This window comes from Maribacter ulvicola (assembly GCF_900155985.1).
Classification (GTDB): Bacteria; Bacteroidota; Bacteroidia; order Flavobacteriales; family Flavobacteriaceae; genus Maribacter; species Maribacter ulvicola.
In genome coordinates this window covers 16,451-39,524 of sequence record NZ_FTMA01000004.1, presented here as the reverse complement: position 1 = coordinate 39,524, position 23,074 = coordinate 16,451, and the positions used below count along the sequence as shown (strand labels likewise).

Annotated in this window: 19 protein-coding genes and 1 tRNA gene; 7 read left to right on the top strand and 13 right to left on the bottom strand. The window is 35.7% G+C overall.

The window, feature by feature from the left end:
• Positions 1–5 precede the first annotated feature (5 nt).
• Together BW936_RS12345 and BW936_RS12340 are read right to left on the bottom strand one after the other, a co-directional pair.
• Positions 6–1,538 (bottom strand): peptide MFS transporter, encoded by a 1,533-nt coding sequence (locus tag BW936_RS12345; protein WP_076548716.1) that lies wholly within the window; start codon positions 1,536–1,538, stop codon positions 6–8.
• A gap of 35 nt (positions 1,539–1,573) precedes the next feature.
• A complete protein-coding gene (locus BW936_RS12340; RefSeq protein WP_076548715.1) occupies positions 1,574–3,739 on the bottom strand; it encodes a S9 family peptidase in 2,166 nt (721 codons plus the stop codon).
• 211 nt (positions 3,740–3,950) lie between these two features.
• Between BW936_RS12340 and BW936_RS12335 the strand changes: the two genes are divergently transcribed.
• Both BW936_RS12335 and BW936_RS12330 read left to right on the top strand, forming a co-directional pair.
• Positions 3,951–5,267 (top strand): hydroxymethylglutaryl-CoA reductase, degradative, encoded by a 1,317-nt coding sequence (locus BW936_RS12335; protein WP_076548714.1) that lies wholly within the window; start codon positions 3,951–3,953, stop codon positions 5,265–5,267.
• A gap of 10 nt (positions 5,268–5,277) precedes the next feature.
• On the top strand, positions 5,278–6,189 hold the full coding sequence (locus BW936_RS12330; protein WP_076548713.1) for a GYDIA family GHMP kinase: 912 nt from the start codon (positions 5,278–5,280) through the stop codon (positions 6,187–6,189).
• Between the two features lie 54 nt (positions 6,190–6,243).
• Here BW936_RS12330 and BW936_RS12325 read toward each other — a convergent pair whose 3' ends face one another.
• The 6 genes from BW936_RS12325 to BW936_RS12295 form a co-directional block, all read right to left on the bottom strand.
• The gene (locus BW936_RS12325; protein ID WP_076548712.1) at positions 6,244–8,361 is read right to left on the bottom strand and encodes a peptidylprolyl isomerase; all 2,118 of its coding nucleotides are present in this window, start codon (positions 8,359–8,361) and stop codon (positions 6,244–6,246) included.
• Between the two features lie 110 nt (positions 8,362–8,471).
• The gene (locus BW936_RS12320; RefSeq protein ID WP_076548711.1) at positions 8,472–9,758 is read right to left on the bottom strand and encodes a hemolysin family protein; all 1,287 of its coding nucleotides are present in this window, start codon (positions 9,756–9,758) and stop codon (positions 8,472–8,474) included.
• Positions 9,759–9,956: 198 nt separating this feature from the next.
• Positions 9,957–10,568, bottom strand: a complete 612-nt coding sequence (gene lptC / locus BW936_RS12310; protein ID WP_076548709.1) for an LPS export ABC transporter periplasmic protein LptC — start codon at positions 10,566–10,568, stop codon at positions 9,957–9,959.
• A 6-nt stretch (positions 10,569–10,574) separates the two neighbouring features.
• Positions 10,575–11,948, bottom strand: coding sequence for a tetratricopeptide repeat protein (locus BW936_RS12305; RefSeq protein ID WP_076548708.1), 1,374 nt, complete (start codon positions 11,946–11,948; stop codon positions 10,575–10,577).
• Between the two features lie 39 nt (positions 11,949–11,987).
• Positions 11,988–13,277, bottom strand: a complete 1,290-nt coding sequence (locus tag BW936_RS12300) for a BamG family beta-barrel-assembly machinery protein (protein WP_076548707.1) — start codon at positions 13,275–13,277, stop codon at positions 11,988–11,990.
• On the bottom strand, positions 13,278–14,006 hold the full coding sequence (locus tag BW936_RS12295; protein ID WP_076548706.1) for a type III pantothenate kinase: 729 nt from the start codon (positions 14,004–14,006) through the stop codon (positions 13,278–13,280). It lies immediately after the preceding gene.
• A gap of 101 nt (positions 14,007–14,107) precedes the next feature.
• On the opposite strand from BW936_RS12295, the gene BW936_RS12290 reads away from it, so the two are divergent.
• Positions 14,108–14,180 (top strand) — tRNA-Phe (locus tag BW936_RS12290).
• 254 nt (positions 14,181–14,434) lie between these two features.
• Here the strand turns inward: BW936_RS12290 and BW936_RS12285 are convergent.
• Positions 14,435–16,018, bottom strand: a complete 1,584-nt coding sequence (locus BW936_RS12285; protein WP_084182069.1) for a glycoside hydrolase family 32 protein — start codon at positions 16,016–16,018, stop codon at positions 14,435–14,437.
• Positions 16,019–16,073: 55 nt separating this feature from the next.
• On the opposite strand from BW936_RS12285, the gene BW936_RS12280 reads away from it, so the two are divergent.
• The 4 genes from BW936_RS12280 to BW936_RS12265 are packed head-to-tail and all read left to right on the top strand — an operon-like array spanning position 16,074 to position 18,849.
• The gene (locus BW936_RS12280; RefSeq protein WP_076548705.1) at positions 16,074–16,580 is read left to right on the top strand and encodes a rhodanese-like domain-containing protein; all 507 of its coding nucleotides are present in this window, start codon (positions 16,074–16,076) and stop codon (positions 16,578–16,580) included.
• Positions 16,581–16,610: 30 nt separating this feature from the next.
• A complete protein-coding gene (locus tag BW936_RS12275; RefSeq protein WP_084182068.1) occupies positions 16,611–17,288 on the top strand; it encodes a TIGR04282 family arsenosugar biosynthesis glycosyltransferase in 678 nt (225 codons plus the stop codon).
• The gene (locus BW936_RS12270) at positions 17,285–18,100 is read left to right on the top strand and encodes a purine-nucleoside phosphorylase (protein WP_076548704.1); all 816 of its coding nucleotides are present in this window, start codon (positions 17,285–17,287) and stop codon (positions 18,098–18,100) included. The genes BW936_RS12275 and BW936_RS12270 overlap by 4 nt, the downstream gene beginning before the upstream one ends.
• 44 nt (positions 18,101–18,144) lie before the next feature.
• Complete coding sequence (locus BW936_RS12265) at positions 18,145–18,849, top strand: TIGR04283 family arsenosugar biosynthesis glycosyltransferase (RefSeq protein ID WP_076548703.1); 705 nt, start codon at positions 18,145–18,147, stop codon at positions 18,847–18,849.
• A 3-nt stretch (positions 18,850–18,852) separates the two neighbouring features.
• Here BW936_RS12265 and BW936_RS12260 read toward each other — a convergent pair whose 3' ends face one another.
• From BW936_RS12260 to BW936_RS12245, 4 genes are all read right to left on the bottom strand, one after another.
• Positions 18,853–19,887 (bottom strand): N-acetylmuramoyl-L-alanine amidase family protein, encoded by a 1,035-nt coding sequence (locus BW936_RS12260; protein WP_076548702.1) that lies wholly within the window; start codon positions 19,885–19,887, stop codon positions 18,853–18,855.
• Positions 19,888–19,954: 67 nt separating this feature from the next.
• The gene (locus tag BW936_RS12255) at positions 19,955–21,220 is read right to left on the bottom strand and encodes a POTRA domain-containing protein (RefSeq protein ID WP_076548899.1); all 1,266 of its coding nucleotides are present in this window, start codon (positions 21,218–21,220) and stop codon (positions 19,955–19,957) included.
• Between the two features lie 170 nt (positions 21,221–21,390).
• Positions 21,391–22,266, bottom strand: a complete 876-nt coding sequence (locus BW936_RS12250; protein ID WP_076548701.1) for a hypothetical protein — start codon at positions 22,264–22,266, stop codon at positions 21,391–21,393.
• A gap of 27 nt (positions 22,267–22,293) precedes the next feature.
• Positions 22,294–23,010 (bottom strand): DUF547 domain-containing protein, encoded by a 717-nt coding sequence (locus tag BW936_RS12245; protein ID WP_076548700.1) that lies wholly within the window; start codon positions 23,008–23,010, stop codon positions 22,294–22,296.
• Between the last annotated feature and the right edge of the window lie 64 nt (positions 23,011–23,074).

Here is a 23,074-nt window from a genome sequence, read left to right as displayed (position 1 = left end):
TATAATTAATGTACTTTGCCCATCATCTTTTTAATTAGCGGCGAGGCAATAAGTACAATAAGCGCTGCACCCAGAGCATATTTAGCAACAAGACCAAACCCATCTGTATAAACCCCTAAGGTCTCTAGACCTCCAACATTCTTATCTGTACTTTCTATGGCCAACTGCTTACCAATAAAACCTACTATTTGAAAAGCGAACGCCGAAGCTAAAAACCATATTCCCATCATAAAGGCAACAATACGTTTAGGTGACAAATCGGTGATTTTGGACAAGCCTACCGGAGACATGAACAACTCACCTACCGATATTAAAAAGTACATAATCAACAAATACGAAAATGGTACCATGCCGTTGGCATCAGCATTACCGCTGCTCATTGAAAGTATTAAAAAACTTATACCTGCAAATGCCAAACCTAAACCAAACTTATAAGGTGTTCTAGGATCTAGATTTTTCTTCTTTAAATAGGTGAACAACATTGATATTGGAATTGAGAGTATAATTATATACATTGAATTTAATGCATTTGTCTGTGATGCATCTATAAATGTTAAGTTAACATTACGTGCCGCAAACAAGGTTATAATACTCCCGGAAAGCTCATGAAAACCCCAGAAAATTGTGATAAAAAATGTAAATAAAATAGCTACTATCAATTTTTTACGTTCATCTGAAGTAGCATTGATCAATATTTTCAAAAGAAATACACCAATTGCTATTGCAATTAAATAGAAGATAATATTCACAATATTATTGCCTTCTAAAAAACTTCCTTTTTCCCCTAAAGATTTGTAAGCAGAAAGTAAATAGGCAATTACCGGTACTGATAATACCGCTAAAATTGGAATCATTAAACCCTGCTTTACTCCTAATATTGGCTTATCTAAAATAGTATCGGTCGGTGGCAATCCTTTATCTCCAAATACATTCTTACTTATACCACTCCAAAAAGCGATCAAACCTAGTAACATACCAATACCTGCAAGACCAAAACCGTAATGCCATCCGTAGGTTTTACCTAACCATCCACAAAGTAATGGCGCAATAAACCCTCCAATATTAATACCCATGTAAAAGATGACAAAACCCGAATCTTTACGAATATCGCCTTCTTTATAAAGCGACCCTACGAAGGTTGAAATATTTGGCTTAAAAAAACCGTTTCCAACCACAATTAAAGCTAACGCTATAAAGAAAGCATAATTATTTTCTACGGCTAATACAAAATGACCAAAAGCCATTAATATACCACCCAAAAAAATAGATTTACGCATACCCAATATCTTATCTGATATACGACCTCCAATAACTGTAGACGCATAAACCAATGAACCATATGAAGCATATACCGCTGCCGCAGCAAAATCTCTAGTAGCTAGTGCCTCAAACACGACATTTACCATGTAAAGTGTTAGCAGTGCACGCATGCCGTAGAAACTAAATCGTTCCCACAATTCAGCAAAGAATAAATAAAACAAACCCTTTGGGTGCCCGAATAACTGTGGTTCTTCGATTGGCTTAATCGTATTTTCCATATAATTAATTTAAATATTTTGAGTCGTTAGTAAGTTTAAAGTTTTTCTTTTATGAAATTGGTCATCTTATTGAAGAGGTGAATTCTTGTATTTCCACCATAAATTCCATGATTTTTATCTGGATAGATTCCCCAATCAAATTGCTTATTTGCCTGTATTAATGCTTCGATCATACGCATTGAATTTTGCACATGCACGTTATCATCTCCCGTACCATGTATCAATAAATAATCACCTTCTAGCAACTGCGGATAATTGAATGGCGAGTTGTCATCATAGCCACTTGGGTTTTCTTGTGGCGTTTGCATGTAACGTTCCGTATAGATCGTATCATAAAAAGCCCATGATGTTACCGGAGCAACCGCAATGGCCATTTCAAAAGTATCGTTCCCTTTTAGAATACAATTGGTAGACATAAAGCCACCATAGCTCCAACCCCAAATGCCGGTTCTGTCGGCATCTATATATGGTAATTCACTTAATTTTTTGGCTGCAGCTATTTGGTCCTCTACCTCATACTTACCCAGTTCTTTCTGAGTAACTTTCTTAAAATCTCTTCCTTTAAATCCGGTTCCACGACCATCTACACAAACAACAATATAGCCTTCTGCCACTAAACCTTGATGCCAGTAGTCATTAGCACCCATCCAACTATTACTTACATTTTGAGACCCAGGACCACTGTACTGATACATAAACAATGGATATTTCTTTGATGGATCAAAATCTTTTGGCTTGATCATATACATATTAAGATCATTACCATTTATAGCTATTGTAGAGAATTCTTTAGGACTTACGGCAAAACTTTTCAATCTTTCTAAAAGCTGTTTGTTGTCCTTAATATCTTTTACTTTCTTCCCATTAATTGCTTTATGCAAAGTATATACCGGGGGCGTTTGCGCATTTGAAAACGTATTAATGAAATAGGTGAAATCTGTACTAAATTTAGCATTATTCGTTCCCTCAGAAACGGCTAATGCTTTCTTGTGACCACCACTACTACTAATATTATACACACCGCGATTAATGGAACCGTTTTCTGTAGATTGGTAATATATTTTATCTCGGCTCTGATCATAACCATAGTATTTAGTCACTTCCCAATCACCTTTTGTAATTTGGTTCATTAAGCTACCATCTTCTGCATATAAATAGATATGGTTATACCCGTCTTTTTCACTTGTCCAGATAAAACTATCGTCTTCCAAAAAAGTAAGGTTATCGGTAATGTCCACATAGGCATCATCTTTCTCCTCTAATAATATAGTTACATCACCTTGCTTGGCGTTTACCGCATACATGGTCAAATGATTTTGGTGCCTATTTAAGGTTTGAACACTCAACATATCTTTATGGTGCATCCATTTAATACGTGGAATATAGTAGGCATTATTTGTGTTAACAGCAGTAATTTTACCACTGGCAACATCTAAAACATGCAGCGTAACTATAGAATTGTTCTCACCTGCTTTTGGATATTTAAATACGTGGGGCTGTTGGTATAATCCACTACCATAAACATCCATAGAAAACTCAGGTACGTTTGTTTCATCAAAACGTAAAAAAGCTATTTTAGAACCATCTGCATTCCACTCAAAAGCACGAACAAATGCAAATTCCTCTTCATACACCCAATCAGTTACCCCATTGATAATCGCATTCTTTACGCCGTCTTCAGTAACTTGTTTGGTTTCTCCGGAAACACTATTGAAAATATAAATATTGTTGTTTTTTACATAAGCAACTTTGCTCCCATCTGGCGACAATAACGGTTCTTGAATTTTATCTGCACTTACTTGAACCACATTTTTAGAGGCTATATCGTACACATAATAAATACCTAGTTTTGAGCGTCTGAATATGGGTTCGATTTCAGTTGAAAGTAAGATCTTTTTTTCATCTGAACTAAATTCATAGGATGAGAAAGAGGAAATATCTGCTAAATCTGCAGACGAAACCACAGTACCTACTTTCTCTAATGTTTTGTAATCGTAGGTGTCAACCGTGGTAATTTGGCTAACTCTATTAGTAGTAAGAACTGTATATTGGGTACCGTTCTTCAGGGACCTAAGGGCGTCCATCCCTTCAGTTCTAAAAGTTCCTTGATAAATATCTGAAACTTGTATTTGTTTTTCCTGTGCCCAAGTCAATACACTGAACAAAAATAATATCAATGTAAACAAGTGTGTTTTTCGCATAAATAAGTGAATTTTGTTAAATCTTTCAAGTTTACCACTATTTACTCAAAAAAACACGCTTTACAGTAAAAAAAGAAAGCGTTTTAACGCTTTGTTCTTATAAAAAAGAATCTTGCCAATATGCGTATCTTTACTACCGCAACAACGTGCAGTATATTTAAAGACCTGCACGTGTTCAAAACATAGAATATTAGTAGAAAGTTATACCTAAATGACCAAACCAATAAGTGGTTTTTCCAAGCTTACGAAAGAAGAAAAAATAGACTGGGTTACCGCAAATTTTACGCAAAACGCAGCGCAATCAAAGAAAATTCTGCAAACGTATTGGAACCAAAACGACAGTGTTCAGCAATTGCATGATGAGTTTATAGAGAATACCATTACCAACCTTTACGTACCCCAAGGCATTGCCCCTAACTTTTTAATTAATGAAACGCTATACGCCATACCTATGGCCATAGAAGAAAGTTCCGTAATTGCCGCAGCAAGCAAAGCCGCTAAATTCTGGTTAAAAAGAGGTGGATTCAAAGCTAAAATACTAGGTACTGAAAAAGTAGGTCAGGTACATTTCATTTTTAAAGGAGATGCTAAAAAGCTAGAATCCTTTTTTACGTACTTAAAACCTGTATTACTAGCAGAAAGCGCTTCTTTAACCAAAAGCATGGAAAAAAGAGGAGGCGGTATCACCGATATTGTCTTAAAAAATAAAACTGATGAACTAGCCAATTATTTTCAACTACACGCTACTTTTGAAACCAAAGATGCCATGGGCGCCAATTTCATTAACAGTTGTTTGGAGCAATTTGCCACAACGTTAAAAAAAGAGGCTACCAGGTACGATGCTTTTTCTAGACAAGAAAAAGATGTAGAAATAGTAATGAGCATACTTTCTAATTACGTTCCCAACTGTACTGTTCGTGCAGAAGTTAGCTGCCCGGTAGAAGATTTAAAGCTCTCAGCAGAATTAACTCCGCAGCAAACTGCTGAAAAGATAATCCAGGCAATTAAAATTGCCCAAATAGAGCCTTACCGTGCGGTTACCCACAACAAAGGAATCATGAACGGTATTGATGCGGTAGTATTGGCTACGGGAAACGACTTTAGAGCGGTAGAAGCTGGTGTACATGCGTATGCGTGTAGAAATGGACGATATAGCAGTCTTACCCATGCCCAAATTGAAAACGGAATTTTTAAATTCTGGATAGAGCTACCATTGGCACTAGGTACGGTTGGCGGACTCACAAACCTACACCCGCTTGTGAAGTTGAATTTAGAAATGCTACAGCGACCATCTGCACAAGAACTGATGCAAATAGTTGCGGTTGCCGGACTTGCTCAAAATTTTGCCGCGGTAAGTTCTTTGGTTACTACAGGAATTCAAAAAGGACATATGAAAATGCACCTTCTGAATATCTTAAACCAACTTGGTGCCAACGAAAATGAAAAAGCCACTTTAACAGAATATTTTAAAACTAACCCGGTTACCCACCACGGTGTAGAAATTCAATTAAGTAGCATTAGAAAGTAAGTTTTACATTATGACCAAGGAATTTTATAGTAACGGAAAATTATTGCTCACCGGGGAATATGCTATTCTTGACGGTGCAAAAGGATTAGCTTTACCCACAAAATTTGGACAGTCATTAAAACTTAGAAATAAGAACACAGGGACCATACATTGGTTTGGCGTTGACGAAAATGACGATACGTGGTTTTATGCCGAATTTTCTAAGGTCGATTTTAACACCATTACCACCACAGACGAAGCTACCTCTGATCGATTAAAGCAGATATTGACCGAAGCTAAAAAGCTGAACCCAGAATTCTTAACCAAGATTATAGAAAACAGTATTATTGAGACCAAAGTTACTTTCCCTTTGAATTGGGGACTGGGCACTTCTTCTACCTTAATTGCCAATATAGCAATATGGGCAGGCGTAAATCCGTATCAATTATTAGAAACTACCTTTGGCGGTAGCGGATATGATATTGCATGCGCTACACACAACACTCCTATTACCTATCAAAGAAATGACTTTAAACCTATAGTTGACGAAGTTCATTTTAATCCGTCTTTTAAAGACGAATTATTCTTTGTTTATCTAAACCAGAAAAAGAACAGCAGAGATGCCATTAACAGCTACAGAAGTTTAGATTTCAATAAAAAAGCACTTATAACCAAGATTGACGCAATAACAGAAAATATTAAAAAGTGTATTGGCGTAACTGAGTTTGAAGGTTTATTGAACGAACACGAGGCTATTTTATCAGAAACACTTCAAATTTCTACCATTAAAAAAACACTATTCCCTGACTACCCAAGAACTATTAAAAGTTTAGGAGCTTGGGGCGGAGACTTTGTTCTTGCTACAGGAAAAGAAGAAGACACAGTATACTTCAAGAATAAAGGTTACAAAACCATACTCCCCTTTTCAAAAATGATCTTATAAAAAAAGAGCATCCAAAATAGATGCTCTTTTTTTATATTGATTTTAAAGCTACTACTAGTAAAATGTAGCTCTTTTATCTTCAATTTCAGAACCTTCTTTCAACGCGTTGTATACCGCAGTGTTTACACGACTAGCTGCTCCTGTTTTTAAAGCATTGGCATATACACTATAGTTATCCAATTTAGGAGCTTCGGTTTTCTTTATGATTTCTATTTTGAAAACACCAGTGTTTCCTTGAATTAACCCTGAAGTTGCTCCAGTAGCCATGCCATAAGCAGTACCTACTACTACAGGCTCACTGCCTGCTCCAGGAATTGTTGGAGATTTCACGGTTAGTGCTGAAGCATTAGAAATGCTTACACCGTTATCTGCTGCTATTGCACCCATATCCTTATTCTGGTTTGCTGCAATTATTTGTGCTGCCTTACGCTCTTTTCTAATAATAGGTAAAACAAGTACAGAAGCATCTTCAACACTCATTACACCTTCAGCATAACTACCGGTCAATTGAACAACCGCATAACCATTGTTAATATTGAACCTTTTTACATCACCAACCTCAGTGTCTTCATTAAACGCCCACTGAACGATATTTCTTTGATTGCTTAAACCAGGTAAGTTTTCATCTAAAACCTTAATTTTATTTACAGGTCTTACTACGTATTCATCTTTCTTAGCCAAAGTTGAAAATGTACTTTCATCGTCTATAGTTTCCATTTCAAATTTCGTAGCACTTGTATACAATGTATTAATTGTTTCTTCTGATGCCACTATTTCTCTAACCACAGTTGCTACTTGAACAACATCTTCCTTATCATCAATTCTAATAACGTGAAAACCGAAATCTGTCTCTACCAAGCCAATTGCCCCTTCTTTATTATTAAATGCAAAGTCATTGAATTTAGGTACCATAACCCCTCTTTGGAAATACCCTAAATCTCCACCATTAGGCGCAGAAGGACCATCTGAGTTATCTCTTGCCAATTCTGCAAATACTACTCCAGACTTCTTAGCTTCTCTTAATAATTCTTTAGCCTTAGTTTCTGCCTCCTCTTTTGTTCTTGTAACTGCAGGATTAGCCCTAGTTGCCCCTGTGTAAGCCAATAAAATATGACTAGCTTTTACAGAACCATTTGGCTTTCTAGCAATCATTTTAGAAATCTTATATGTATCCCCATCTTTGTAAGGACCGTAGATTTGACCAACGTTTAAATTCATTAACGTATCTGCAACGCTAGAAGGTAAATTTTTCTTCGCTTTGTAAATGGTATCGAATTTAGTATCAGAATATCTATCTAAAAATGCGGTAACGTCTGTAGTATTTCTAAAACCTTTAATGGTGTCATTACGATCTGTTTGAGCATTGTACTCAACAGTATCATCTAAAAGCTTGGTAATTTCTTCTTTAATGGCCGCTTGATCAGCATCAGACGGTTTCTCCTGAAAATACACATACTGCAAATCTCTTGCAGGATCTTGTTTGTATTCCTCTTTGTGCTTGCTAACATAATCAGCAATCTCACTTTTGGTAACATTAATAGTACTGTCCGGAATAGCAGCGTAAGGTACTCTTACATACTTAATATCCATTTTTTCGTTAGCCAATTTATAATCTAGCTCACCTTCTTTCAAGGTAGCACCAACACCAGCTCTTACCAGATTGAAGTAAGTTTGCTCCTTTGCCAATTGAATGATTTCATCTTCTGTTTGCAACCAAGCTTCATACTGTGCAGGGTTGTTCACTTTCCAATCTGCAACTGTTTGCTTAAACATGTTGGCATCAAACTGACCATTTTGATCTTGAAACTGAGGATTCTGTGCATAACCGGTAGTCCTAAGAAAATCTACAATCTGATCTTGCTCTATACCAATACCTAAATCTTCAAACTGCTCCCCTAAGATGGTCTTTCTTACTTTGTTCTCCCAAACCTGGTTTACCACTTGCATTGAAGATGCCGTTGGACCAACTCTGTTAGAAGCTACTTCAACTTCTTGTCTGAATTCATCAATAGAAATATCTTCTCCATTAATCTCAGCTACTGATGAGCCAACTTTTTCTCCTCCAAAATTACTACTGGTAAAAACCCCAGAAATAACAAATGCAAAAAGTGCCAAACCTATAATCAAGATCAACACTGTTGTACGTTTCCTAATATTTTCTAATACTGCCATTCTTATTAACGTTTAAAATAATCGTTTGTGGTTATTGGGAGGCAAAACTACCATTTTTAATTGAAATAATAAAAACTAAAAAGACTCCTAATTTATTGATTGATGCACTGTTATTCATCTTCCAAAACTTCAATAGAAATCAAATCTATTTTGGTATTGGAAACTTCCAGTACGGTAAACCTATAAGACGCTATGGTGAGCTCTACTTCCTTTTCAGGGATTTCTCCTAATGTATGCACCAGAAGCCCCCCTAAGGTCTCATATTCATCTGATACCGGTAGATTTAACTTATAGTTTTCATTGATACCATCAACTTCTAGCCTTGCCGAGAACAGAAAGTTGCGTTCGTCCACTACTTCTTCCCTTAAGTCTGTTGTATCATGCTCATCTTCTATCTCGCCGAACAACTCTTCTACAATATCTTCAACAGTTACAATACCAGATGTACCGCCATATTCATCTAGCACTACAGCTATACTCTTACGTTTTTTAATTAAAACATTTAATATATCCTGTATTAACATTGTCTCTGGCACAAACTCTACAGGAAGTAGAATACTTTTTATTGTTTTTGGTTTTTTGAAAAGCTCATAAGAATGAACGTAACCTATAACATTATCTACTGTATCATTAAATATCAATATTTTGGAATAACCGGTTTCTGTAAATAATTTTGCCAAATTCTTGGGCGTCTCATGCATTTCTACAGCAACTATCTCAGTTCTAGGAACCATAACCTCACGTGCTTTTACAGCTGCGAATTCTAATGCGTTCTGAAATATCTGTATCTCGGCATCTACCTCATCTTCTTCCATTACAGTTTCCATCTGCTCAGTAATATAATCTCCCAATTCCATTTTACTGAATGCCAGTTGAACTTCATCACCAGAGGTAGCAAATACATGTTTTAGGATAAAATCGGAAATCCAAATAATGAAGTCTGATATCAATGAAAATAAAATGTAAAACAACAATGCAGGAATAGCCAATAACTTCAATAGGTTATTCGCATAAATCTGAAAAAGCACCTTCGGTAAAAATTCCGCTGTTATTAAAATAATAAAGGTAGAAATCAACGTCTGCGTCAACAGACTAAAATCTGTAATAAATAAGGCCAAAAAGGCGTTTTGGGGCACTACACCTACAAACCAATTCATAAGCACATCGCCCATAAAAAAACCATAGATAACTAGAGCTATATTGTTACCAATAAGCATGGTTGCAATAAACTTAGATGGTTTTTTGGTCAACCTTGTCAATATCGAAGCCAAAAAACCTTCTTGTTTTTTCTCTATTTCAATATGGATCTTATTCGCAGAAATAAAGGCAATTTCCATTCCTGAGAAAAATGCTGAAAAAAACAAGGAAAGTATAATGATAATACCGGCCGTACCCACTATTTGTTTTGATTTTCCCGTTTACGTTGTTCAAATTTTTTCCTGTAATTTCTTCTAAACAAGAACATCCCAATAGAAACTATTGCAAAAAAAATGAAAAAATAAGCCATGCTTCTATCCGTATTCCAATCCGTAAAAATCCTGAAAATTGAAAATCCGGCCACTATAATATATAGGTATTCTGTATATCTTAAAATATTAATCATTCTCTTGTTCTTTATTTTCTTTTATCAACATAAGACCATAGGTTTTATGTGCATTTAAAAACTTAAGGTCTTTTTGAATATCCATTCCTTCACCATCCATCACCGTACCATCATCTGGATTGGTAAATGTGAATTTCTCCTGTGTAAATGCCCATTCGTTACCACGATCATAATACAATTGAGACGTTGCTAATTTCTTACCATCATCACTTTTTATAAGTACATTTCCACGTAAATCTACAATAGAAGTCTTAGAATACAACACTCCGTAGTCTGCTTCTATAGTTGTTTTCTCATTTTTTTCATTAAAAATCTCTACCAGCAGGCCTTCCGGGAAGGTTTGGTACGGAAAGGACAATTGCTCAAAATCATTTCTAACAGGACCAGAGAGTACTGCCAGCACTTTTGAAGAACCTTCATCTTCTGACCCTAATTTTTCTGGAGACTCCGTGTAAGTAGCCACAAAATTATCAGCTACACTTCTAGGGTAAACTTGTATGGGAGCTTCTTCCCCAACTCTCTTATATTCATCTAGACAAGATAAAAAAAGCATTGCCATGGTACATACCACGGCAATGCCTTTAAGTTTTTTAATCTGTCTCATTTTTATCTATAAAGAAGGTACTTTCACGCTACCACCAACCCAACAGTTGAACGTAATGGTCTTACCGGCCATACCTGAACTAAAGATCATTTCTTTTGAAGGTGCTTTTGCACTATAACTGTTTGCAGCCTGACTAGAAGAACGACCTAATGACGGATCCACTCTACCAGCTTTCCTTGCCATATCCGCAGCTTTCCAATAGATGGCTCTTTTTTCAAAAGCAGAAGTACCACAACTATTTGCACTTGTAGCATATAAGTTTGCGATCAATAAATATGCACGTCCGTTAGATGGGTTTGCATCAATTGCTTTCTGAGCATAGCTACGAGCTGTAGACTTGCTACCTTTTCTCTTATTAATTACAGCAACTTTATAGGCAATCTTAGATTTTTTATCATTATCGGTCTCTAAAGACAATGCTTTGTCAAAATCTGCAAGAGCACCTTTAGTATCTCCATTCTTCATTTTCAACGTACCACCGTATACATAAGCATCTGCAGATGGATCAAGAGATAATTGCGCTTCAAATAATTTTTGGAACATTGGATCATCTGTACATTCTTTGTTGAACATAAGACCTACCGCTCTTTTCACCCAAACAATATCACCTTTTTTCTCTTCAAAACTCTTTTCATATAAAGGGATAAGATTACTACAATCTGCCAAAGGACCTAATTTAGAATCTATACTACCCGCAATTTTACCGTAATTTTCAGAATAAGAATTATATACTCTTAAACGTGACTTCTCCTTTGAGGTTAAAGTACCGGCTTCTTCTTTAGGTAATAATTTAGAAATTTTACCTGTAAGCTTTTCATTTTCAGACTCTATCTTTTCCGTAACAGCATCGTACACATTAAAAACTTCTTGCAAATCTTTTCTACCTGCTTTGTGCTCATCAACCAAACTTGAGAAATAGATATACAATGCTTTAGGGTTAGTAAAGTTCTCCTGATCATTTATGAAAGCCTCACTCAACATACCGTACATCTTAGCATCATCTGCCATTTTATTATCGTACATCACCATAGCTTTGTCAACATCGGTTTCACCTTGACTAGTCTTAGATGCAAAATGCTTTAACTTATTATCATAAAGCCCCATAAGATCAGTAGCAAATTTTTCCTTGTCGGCGCCTGTAGCTTTTTTCATCTTATCTTTAAGTATACGTTCACCATATACATAGATAGCATTATTTAACTGAGGACAAGCCTCATAGACCATTTTCCATGGCTCATAAGCAGCATCATAATTTTTAACTTTTGCATGCTCAGAAAATATCGACAAGTTTGTCATACATTCAGGATTCTGTGCCTGTGCATTGCTCACCCATATCATTCCTAAGAACATTATTGCCGTGAAGTAAAGTTTCGATTTCATGTTTTCTTTTTTTTAAATGGTTAATGTACTAAATTTTTATTAATTGATCTTTCTTTTCTGGAACCAGCGATCATTTAACGAAAGACCTACATTAAATTTAAAATAGCTCTCTTCGATTAAATTAGCCCTGGTAGTTCCTCTTTTACCAAATTCAAAACCTAAGTTAAGATTCGAGAAACTTCGCCCCAGCGGTAAGCCTAACCCAAAAGTTATGCCAAAGTTATTTATATCAACATCGTTCACCAACATACCGGTTTTATCTAAACGCAAACCTGCGCGGTATGTAACCCGCTTTAAATAACTTGAAAACGAATCATAATCAGGTGTAATAAAAGCCCCTAAAGCAACTGAACTTGCATCTTCGTACATTATACTATCTGCTCCTAAAAAAGAATTTTCAAACGAACTCATTTTTTGAAAACTATATTCAGCACCTACAAACCATTTATAATCTTCCCCATAACCCAAGCCTAAAGTTGTAGTTGTGGGTATCTTTAATTCAGTATTACTTAAATTACGAGCTGCCAAATCCACTTCAACCTCTTCAATTGTACCTCCATTAGCTACAGAAAAAGAACCTATTTGCCTATTGTTCCTAGAAACTAAGTTACCTTGAGTATTTACTCTTATAGAAGAATGCAATCGTTGCCTACCTTTAATAATTGGGGTATAGTTCAAGGCATAGTTAAAATCAAATCCGTTTATTCTTGAACTTCTTCTATCAAAAGTACCGAATTGAATATTTTCTACCTGTTGCAATCGCTCACTATCTAAAGTACCAAAATTGAAATTTACGGTAGCCCCAACACTTAAGTCCTTTACCAACTCATATCCTATAGAATAAAAAACACGAGTTAAGCCACCTTCTCCATTATACACATTGATCAGATCTGCCCCACTAGAATTTGTTCTATTTTCAACTAAATTATAACCGACCGAAGAATATGGCTTTATACCAAATCCCATCCCTAATCCTTTACCAACACTAAAACCTAGCGCCAAATAATCTAAACTGGTAACAGAACTTTGTTGTTCTTCAGTAAAACTCTTAAGCGTAAACTGTTTATTGGAAACACCGGCAGTATAGGACACAAGACCTTCCCTATCCATCACTTCCAAACCAAGTTTACCATAAGCAGCAGGGTTTTTTAGGTTGATATGAATACTATCGGCATAGACGCCAATACCACCCATCATCTGATTCTCTACCGTGCTTTCGTTTTTTAAGTCTCCAATTCCGAAGAAAGAATAGGGAGAAACGGTACCATCTTGTGCATACATACCCACGGTGGTCATGTATACAATTGCAATTACAATTTTTCTGATCATTTAGTGCTTGTTGTATTCCAGCAAATAATTAAGCCCTTTCAGGAGAAATTTGGAATCCGCAAATATGGTATTTTTTAATCGTTTAGACAAAAATAGTGTGTCTCCACCGGTTAAAATAACTGTTAAATTTTTAAATCTTGCCTTATAAAGATCAACCACACCGTCTATTTCAAGGGCAATTCCGTTAATTACTCCACTATGAATACAATTTTCCGTAGTATTACCTATGTAGTCTAAAAGTTCTTTTTTATCGAGCAAAGGCAGGTTAGCGGTCTGATGATGCAAAGCATTATAACGCATTTGTATGCCTGGAGAAATAGCACCACCCAAATACTCGTCAAAATCATTTAGCATGTCATAAGTAACACATGTACCAGCGTCTATCACTAAATTATTATGATGCGGATTAAAATAATATGCCGCTGTTGCCAATGCCAAACGATCTACACCTAAGGTTTGAGGTGAGGCATATGAATTCTTAAATGGCACTTTTGACCTATTAGAAAGCTCATGTAGATCACAAAAAACGGCCACCACCTTCATTTGTTCTTTAGAAAGTGACCCAACACTAGAAACAATTGAAAATTCTATTTTAGGAAATTCTTTGAATATTTTTTTCACCCCCTCAACGAATAAGTCTACAACAACAGTCTCTAAATGAATTATTTCTGTCTTTTTAAAGATTGCCAACTTAACGCTTGTATTACCTGCATCAATTACTAAGTTCATGTTACAAAGATTAAAAATTAAAAAAACATTTTTCTTTTTTCACGATTTAGTTTGTAAATCCCAAAAATGAAATTATATTTGCACCCGCTTACAGCAAGCATGGTGCCTTAGCTCAGTTGGTAGAGCAATGGACTGAAAATCCATGTGTCCCTGGTTCGATTCCTGGAGGCACCACAATAAATCCTTACTTAACGTAAGGATTTTTTTGTTTTAACACCTTTCTTTCCAAGTACGAAAAACATACAACCCAGTTTAAAACCTATAAAAAATAGACATGTTTTTCGTCTTTACATCTACAAAAAAGTTCATTAACACAATCACAACATAGAGACACCAACCGATAATTGCCTTATCACATAAAAATTGCCCATAATGAGTAGAAGTAAAACATATAAAATCCTAACCCAAGAAACCACTATCATAAAAAGTTAGTCCCAAACACGCTCTACCTTATGCTCTGTAAAATCTTCTATTTTCAATTTCTCTTTAGAATTGTTTACAATGGTCAAAGCCCTGAAAAATTCACTAGGAAAAATCTGGTTCGTCATTACATACTGACCGCCATTTATAAAAAGCTCTAGAGATGAGTGATCCAACAACATAACTACTTCTATTGGACCTTCTGGTATATTTGGTATTTTCATTTGCTGAATACCGGGCGAAAAATTTTCATTAAAATCTACCTTACCAGATTTTCTTCTATCAAAAATCACCCGTTTTTTATCCCTTTCAATAGCCACACTTAAACTATCTCCGTTCTTATTTCTAAAATACATCTGAGTATTTGGAACAGATAATGTAAATTGAATTTTACTTTGGTTTCCATATTTAAGCGGAAGAATTCTTTTACGTGTGGGCAGAATCTCTATGATACTTTCTGGGTACGCCAAGGCCACCTGCTTTTCAAAATTCCTGATGGGGTAATTGAACAATGCCACCTCATTACCTACTTTACGCAAAGTCAATTTTCTTGGCACCGTCATGGTTCCACGCCATGCTTCCGTAGGGGTATCTTGCGCATATTCCCAATTACTCATCCAACCCATAAATACGCGTTCATCATTTGGAGCATCATTATATGTTACACCAGCATAATTATCTCTTCCTAAATCTACCCATTTATGCTCTACCTGATCAGTTGTAAAAGTAATACCGTCAAAATCACCTATAAAATACTGTGTACCGCTACCACCGTTTGGTGCGCCAGGGCTTACACTTACCAGCAGTACCCATTTCACCTCATCTGTTCCCTCTATTTTCATAGGAAACATATCTGGACATTCCCAAATACCGCCATGCGCTCCTTGATTTTTACCAAACTCACTACCCTTTTCCCACTCTTTTAAATTAAGGGAATTCCAGATTTGCACATGGTCTCCTGCTACCAATAACATGGTCCAGCTTTCAGTTATTTTATTCCAAAACACTTTAGGGTCTCTAAAATCTTTACTTCCCGGGTTTTTAACAACCGGATTTCCTTCATACTTCGTCCAGCTATCTCCATTATCCAGACTATAGGCAATACCTTGGGTTTCATAATCATTGGTACCTGCGTTTTCCCTTATCATGTTATGATAGGTAAATACAGCCACCATTGCAGGGTTATCAGTGGTGCCAAAACCTGCTGTATTCTTATGATCTACCACCACACTACCAGAGAATACATATCCATTTTTATCAGGGGAAAGTGCCACTGGTTTATGCTTCCACTTCATCATATCTTCACTTACCGCATGACCCCAATGCATAGGTCCCCAAACAGTACTATCTGGATAGTATTGATAGAACAAATGATACAGACTATCCTTGTATACTAATCCGTTAGGATCGTTCATCCAGTTTTCCTCTGGAGAAAAATGATACTGAGCCCTATAGGGTTCTATAAAATACCCTGTAGGCTCCTCATTTTCCTTAACAACTTCTTGCTTAACATCCTGTTTACAACTAAAATTAAATAGAACATACATTAAAATAAATACCCCTAAGCCTTTATTTTGCAAAGTTTTAACCATAAATTCACTTTTATACCGGCACTTACTAAATTGTATTTATAGTACCTTTGTTATAATGAAAATACTAAATTATAAGTTATTTCTCTGTGCGTTTACCTTCCTTTCTTTTTCACAAAAAAGCATAAGCCAAAACAAAATTTCAAAGGCATTAAAATCTTGGAACAAGGGAACCATACCTTATGTGTATTTTGACAATATACCAGTAACCGATTCTATTACGTTTTTGGATACAAGGGAAAAAGAAGAATTTAAAGTCAGTCATTTAGAAAATGCCATTTGGGTAGGTTATAAAGATTTTGATAAACAATTAGTACTTGACACTATTACAGATAAAACGCAACCCATAATCGTGTACTGCTCCATTGGTGTGCGCTCTGAAGATATAGGCGAGAAATTAAGTGAATTAGGTTATACCTCTATTCTCAATTTATATGGGGGTATTTTCGACTGGAAAAATAAAGGAGGCACCGTTTTTAACGACAAAGAAATGGCCACTGATAGTGTCCATGCCTTTAGCAAGCATTGGGGCAAACTTTTACATGAAGGAATTAAGGTATACTAAGAAGGAGTTTGGAAATTTAAAAAAAATACATTGGGAATATTACAGAACAATAAGACCGAAAAAGACGAAAAGAGTATAGATTTCACCCTCGCAAACTCAAATAATCTTTTGCTTATTTTTACTAGAAACCCAGAATTGGGCAAAGGCAAAAGACGTTTGGCCGCAACCGTTGGCGATCAAGCGGCATTTAATATATATAAGTTCTTATTAGACCACACCGTATCCATCACCAAGAACTTATACGCAGAAAAACAGGTGTATTATTCTGAAGAAATTTGGGAAAACGATATTTGGGACAATCAGAAATTTGATAAAAAAGTTCAAATTGGTGACAACTTAGGCATTCGTATGGCAAATGCTTTTCAAGGTGGTTTTCAAAATGGTTTCCAAAAAATTATTATAATTGGCAGTGATATGCTAGACCTATCTCAAGAAGATTTAGAAAATGCTTTTAAAGCTTTGGAAAAAACCGATTTTGTAGTAGGGCCAGCTGAAGATGGCGGGTATTATTTGTTGGGCATGAAGAAATTTACACCAGCGCTGTTTAAAAATAAAACTTGGGGTACTGAAACCGTTCTAAAAGACACTTTAGCTGACCTTAAAAATAAAAGTACCGCCCTTTTAGAAACAAAAAACGATATAGATTATTACGAGGATATAAAGGACAATAACGCCTTTAAACCTTTTTTAAAACATATGAACTTATGATGAAAGATGAACTTTTAGAATCTGTAGCATACCTTAAAAACAAAGGTTTTGACCAACCAGAGATTGGTATTGTATTAGGAACAGGACTAGGAAAATTGGTAGATAGTGTAGAAGACCCAATTGAAGCACACTACAACCACATTCCTTTTTTTCCTTTGGCTACCGTGGAATTCCATACAGGTAAATTGGTTTACGGAACTATTTCTGGAAAAAAAGTAGTAGTAATGCAAGGTCGTTTTCACCTGTATGAAGGTTATGACTTTTTAGATATTACCTACCCTATTCGTGTAATGCACATGTTGGGTATTTCAAAACTTTTCATATCTAACGCAGCCGGCGCCGTAAACCTTGACTTTAAAAAAGGTGATATGATGTTGATCGAGGATCACATTAACCTTCAAGGTGGCTCCCCACTGGCATTTAAAGGGGTTAGCGAATTTGGAGAACGGTTTGCAGATATGTCTGAACCTTATGATTTAGATATGCGAAACAAGCTAACCACCATCGCCAAAGACCTTAATATATCATTAAAGAGCGGCGTGTATGCTTCTGTTGTAGGTCCTCAACTAGAAACCAGGGCAGAATACAGAATGATTAAAATAATAGGCGCCGATGCTGTTGGCATGAGTACCGTACCCGAAGTTATCGTTGCCAATCATCTATCACTACCCATTGTTGCGGTATCCGTTTTAACAGACGAATGCGACCCAGACAATTTAAAGCCTGTAAACATCAGTGAAATTATTTCTATTGCCGAAAAAACAGAACCAAAAATGGTAAAGCTATTTCAAGAATTGATCAAGCAATTGTAAGGATTTCTAGTATTTGGCTACCATTAGAACGCCAATAATGTTTTATGAGTACTCAACTGTCAACCATAAGTATAATCATACCCGTATTGAATGAAGAAAAGTATATTAAAAATATACTTGCTACTATTTCTAACAATTCTGACAGCAAAAACATCAAGGAAATACTTGTGGTTGATGGTGGCAGTACCGACCTTACCATAACCAATGCCCAAAAATACGGGGCAACAGTAATTTATGGTAACAAGGGGCGCGCCACACAAATGAATCTTGGGGCAGCAAAAGCCACCGGTGATATTCTCTATTTTTTACATGTAGACTCCTTACCTCCAAAAAACTTTGACCGGTCTATTTTAAATGAAATTCATAAAGGATTTGAGGTAGGATGTTTTCAAATGCGTTTTAACAGCAAAAGTCCTTTCTTAAAATTTTTCTCTTGGTGTACCCGTATCAACCATCAAGTATGTCGTGGCGGAGACCAGTCGTTATTTATTACCCCCACCTTCTTTCAACAACTCAATGGCTTCAATGAAAACTATGTTATTTATGAAGACAACGAATTTATTCAACGAGTGTATAAGAAAAAACCCTTTAAAATTATCTCTTCAGCGGTTACCACTTCCGCTAGGCGTTATGAAGAACGAGGTACGGTAAGATTACAATATCATTTTGGTATGATTCATTTAAAATACTACCTTGGTGCAAAACCAAGAGACCTGCATCAATACTATTTAAAATATATTGCTATATAACCCCTATTCTTCTTCATAATCCAATAATACGCCTTCACTGATCCATTTGGCAAGTGCCTGACGATTATCCGGATCTACAATTCTAACCTGATCCTTTTTGTTTCTAATATTCCCAATTTCAATATAGGCCATTGCAGGGTGCGTCTTCTTTACCAAATAAAGTGATGTACGATCTTCAAAGGTTCCTGAATACGTTCTGTTAGGCTGGTACTTTTTATATTTGGCACCAAAGGTTTTATGAATACTTTCAGCTAATCTTTCCCCGTTTTTACTATGCTTATGGTGGTAAAAGAAAACATCTATATTCTGATTTTCACTTCTACTGTCTACATGTGTTACTATTAACCGCTGGTATTTGCCCTTATTGTCTTTATACAGGTCATTTATAATTGCCACACGTTGTTTTAATCTGGCCAACTGATTTAAAGGAATTTTCTTATCTGGGTAGGCTACTTCGTCTCTATCAATTTCCAAAACACGCTCATCTCGTATACCGTCATTTTCATCTTGTATAATGATGTACACTTTAGCTCCATGCGCCATTAATTCTTTAGCTAAGCGCAATGTGATATCATATGCATATTCATCTTCTGCGATCGCCTTGCCTGCATACATACCCATAGCACCTGGATCAGGACCTCCATGACCGCTAACCAAGTAATAAACAGTCCCTTTTAAACGTTCGCTTTTTGCAATAACGGTTTTATATTTTTCACCGAAAATAGCATAAGATTCACGTTCTATTTCCTTTACCTCTTTCGCTTGAATTTGTAAAGAATCTACTATTGCAACGGTATCTACTTTCATATGTGGCATTACGTAAGCTCTACCTGCAATTAAATGAACGCTATCTCTTAGATCATGATGATTTAAAGAAACAAACTCATCGAACACTTCGTATGGGTCTATACCTTGTTTTCGTAAAAGCGATAAAATTCCGTCTCCAGGTTCTGCCAATACCGTCCTAAGCGAATCTTGGGAAAAACCAAAAACACTCAACAACAAAAAAAATACAATGGTAAAAATGTCGTATTTCATATAATGATAAAACACAGAGGGCTATGCCATAATGCACTCACTCCCCCTTATTTAACTACAAAGGTCGCTAAAAATATTGACCAATACCAAAGACCACTCCGTTGTCTCCATCTTTTGTAATTCCGTAGCCATAGTCTATTCTAAAAATAGCATTAAAAATACGCTTGTGCATAAATCGAAGTCCAACACCCGGATAAATTCTTAAGTTCTCGCTCTTTAGCAAATCATCAAATCCGCCAGCGGGGTTACGCCATGTACCGCCATCAATAAAAAAATTTCCCTGTAACACAAATTTGTTCTTATCGATCAATGTCTGCCTATATTCGGTATTCAAGACTACCATACCCGTACCTCTATCAATTGTATTACCAACCCCCCTAATATTCAAGTTATTATCTACGGTGAAAGGTGCAAACGGACTATCAACATTACTTGCCACACCTATACGCAACCTATTTGCCCAATTACCTCGATCTCCTACTCTTTCATAATAGGTAAAATCATTAAATCCAATTAAAAACTCAGGTAAATTAGTATTGGTACTACCTACATACTGCAAATTCAATTGACTTCTAAAGCCCTCTAGATAATGATAGAAATAGTCTAGACCGTTATAATCGTAAATAAATTTGAACAAATGTTTATCTACATTTAAATTTAACGGTACACCTGAGCTGGTAGCGCCTTCAACATAGTCATAATCTTCCGTAAAAAAACTAAAACCCAGTTCTATTCTATTCTTAAAATTAAGTTCATACAACCCTAAGAGTTCAAACCCGGTGTTGCTATACTTATAATCTGCCGTATCATCTTGAAAAAAAACGGGTTCCAATGTGGTAAAATCATTGTAGTTTATAGCAAGACCCAGCTTATTGGAAAATAAATACGGCGCCCTAACACTTACCCCAAACGAGCTATAATTATCAAATTGATAAAAGGCTCCTAAAGTAATATTGCGACCAAAAGAATTAAACTCTTGCAACCCCACTCTAAAAGCAAAATCATCATTTGAGGAACTAAAAAGATTTGCAAACGGAATTAAGGTAAAATTTTCTTCAATAACATAGTAAACCTTACAGGTTTTATTTGTCAAGACATTAACCTTATAGTAAGCATGAGATATAGAAGGCAATCGCTTTAAACGAAGCATGTCTCTATTCATCAATACAGAATCTATGACCATCCCTTTTTCTATATCTACCAGATTTCTAAGGAACGACTCTTTAATACGCCTTGTACCTGAAAACTGTAACTCTGTCACTGTTGCCTCTTGCCCCCTCATGAAAGAGCCAACAAACATTAAGAACAGAAAAAGAGGTATTTTTATTTTCATTTCTTGCCAATATTCATCACATGGTTTACACCAATTCCATTTATAGATTTTCAATATAGAACAAATAATAGGCGTAATCAATTATCTTTAAAAGCATGTCTATAAAGTAAAAAAAAGAGCCTATTTGTTTTTGACAACAAAAGGCTCTTTTAAGAACACTCAAACTATTTTTAAAATATGCCCCTTAATCCTAAATTAAAAGTTTGTCCTAGCCCTGTATTATTGCCACGAACAAAATTGGTATAGAGTATTTCTAAGTTTAGAGCACTTGTTAGTTGATATTTTGCCCCACCACCTAAAGCTGTAAAATCTTGTGTAAAATCATTGCCCAAATCTAAACGCTGAGAATGTTGTGCCAATGCCAATATGGTAAATTTACTAGATGGAAAATAGCTTAGAAATAAACCCGGACTCAGATTTAAACTGTTATTAGCAAAACTATCTTCTTTATCCCCAAAACTTAGCTCTGAGTTTATTTCGCTAAAAAGTTGCCACTTATCTCCCGGAAAGGTATAGTCATAAAAAAATCTATTCTGCCAAATGTATCCTTTCTGATCTAAAAAGACTCCATTTTCCGTTTCATTATCTACTAGTGGAATAAAGAATGAACTTTGAATAGAAAAATTACTAACCGATGCTATAGGTACAAACTTCACCGATGGCGCAATTGATGTGAGTCCAGATCTGGCAGTGTTGTTCTCCCCATCAAACTTAAACACATCCAAGGCACTTCTATCACCGGTTACGTTAGACCTGAACTCAAGAATAGCACCTACATTCCATCTTTTGTTCGTTCCTACACCGGTATAGCCTTCTAATGTAGAGGTGAAAAATGTTTGTCTTGGTTGCTTACCCGATGCAAAGGTACTCTTGGTTTCTGTATATAAATTATTGAACCACTTTACATCATACTGCCCTTTACCCACCAATTTTGACGGTGTGTACTGTTGTATATTACTTTTCTGCTGCGTACTATCTTGGCTATACCCTTTAAAAAAGGCACAAAATACTACTGCAAGAAATACATTTCTAGTTAAAATACTCATTTTTAGTTTTTTAAAATTTTTAGTTGATTACTTAGTTTCGTTTAAGGACCAGTCATAAGGGTAGTAAGAAACCTTTGCTTTTTCTGGTAATTGTTCTTTTCTATAGGTATTGATAAAATCTACCGTATTTCCTTTTTGCTCAAAGTCTCCTCTGTACCATTCAAACAATTGTGAAATCTGAACTTTATTCTTACTTACTTTTATAAAATTAGGATTGTTCAATGCCAAAACGGTCTGTTCTTGTAACTGTTTTTCTAATGTTTTAGGGCTGTAAGCAGTGTTTATTATAGGAGGACACCCTAAACCTGCACATACCAAAACAAAATGAAACCTTGCCTCTTTAGGGAATTTCGCTCTTAACAAATTATTCTCTATTCCGTTTAAGGTAATTGACTTACCGCCAATTTCATGTTTTGTTTTATCAAAAAAACCAGCAACATCTAAAGGTGATTTCAGCGGATAGTTCTTGACAATATTATCTATTACCAAAAGATTATAAGCATTGATCCAAAACGCTTGATAGGTAGCCGCATCAGATATAGAAACTGACATATCCTTTGCAGATGCCAATATTTCTCTCAATGCTTGGGGGTTACTTTTTATGGCCGCATACTTTACCTTACCATTGACCACGTTCTCCTTAAAAAAGCTATCGCTCTTACTAAATAATGCAGTCACATCTTGGGCCGTTAAGTTGGTAACCAACAGTATTAAAAACAAAGTCTGTATAATTTTATATTTCATGATCATTTTAATTTAAGGTCGCTTTTTAGATTGTTTAGGTCGGTCGTTTTATCAAAACCATACA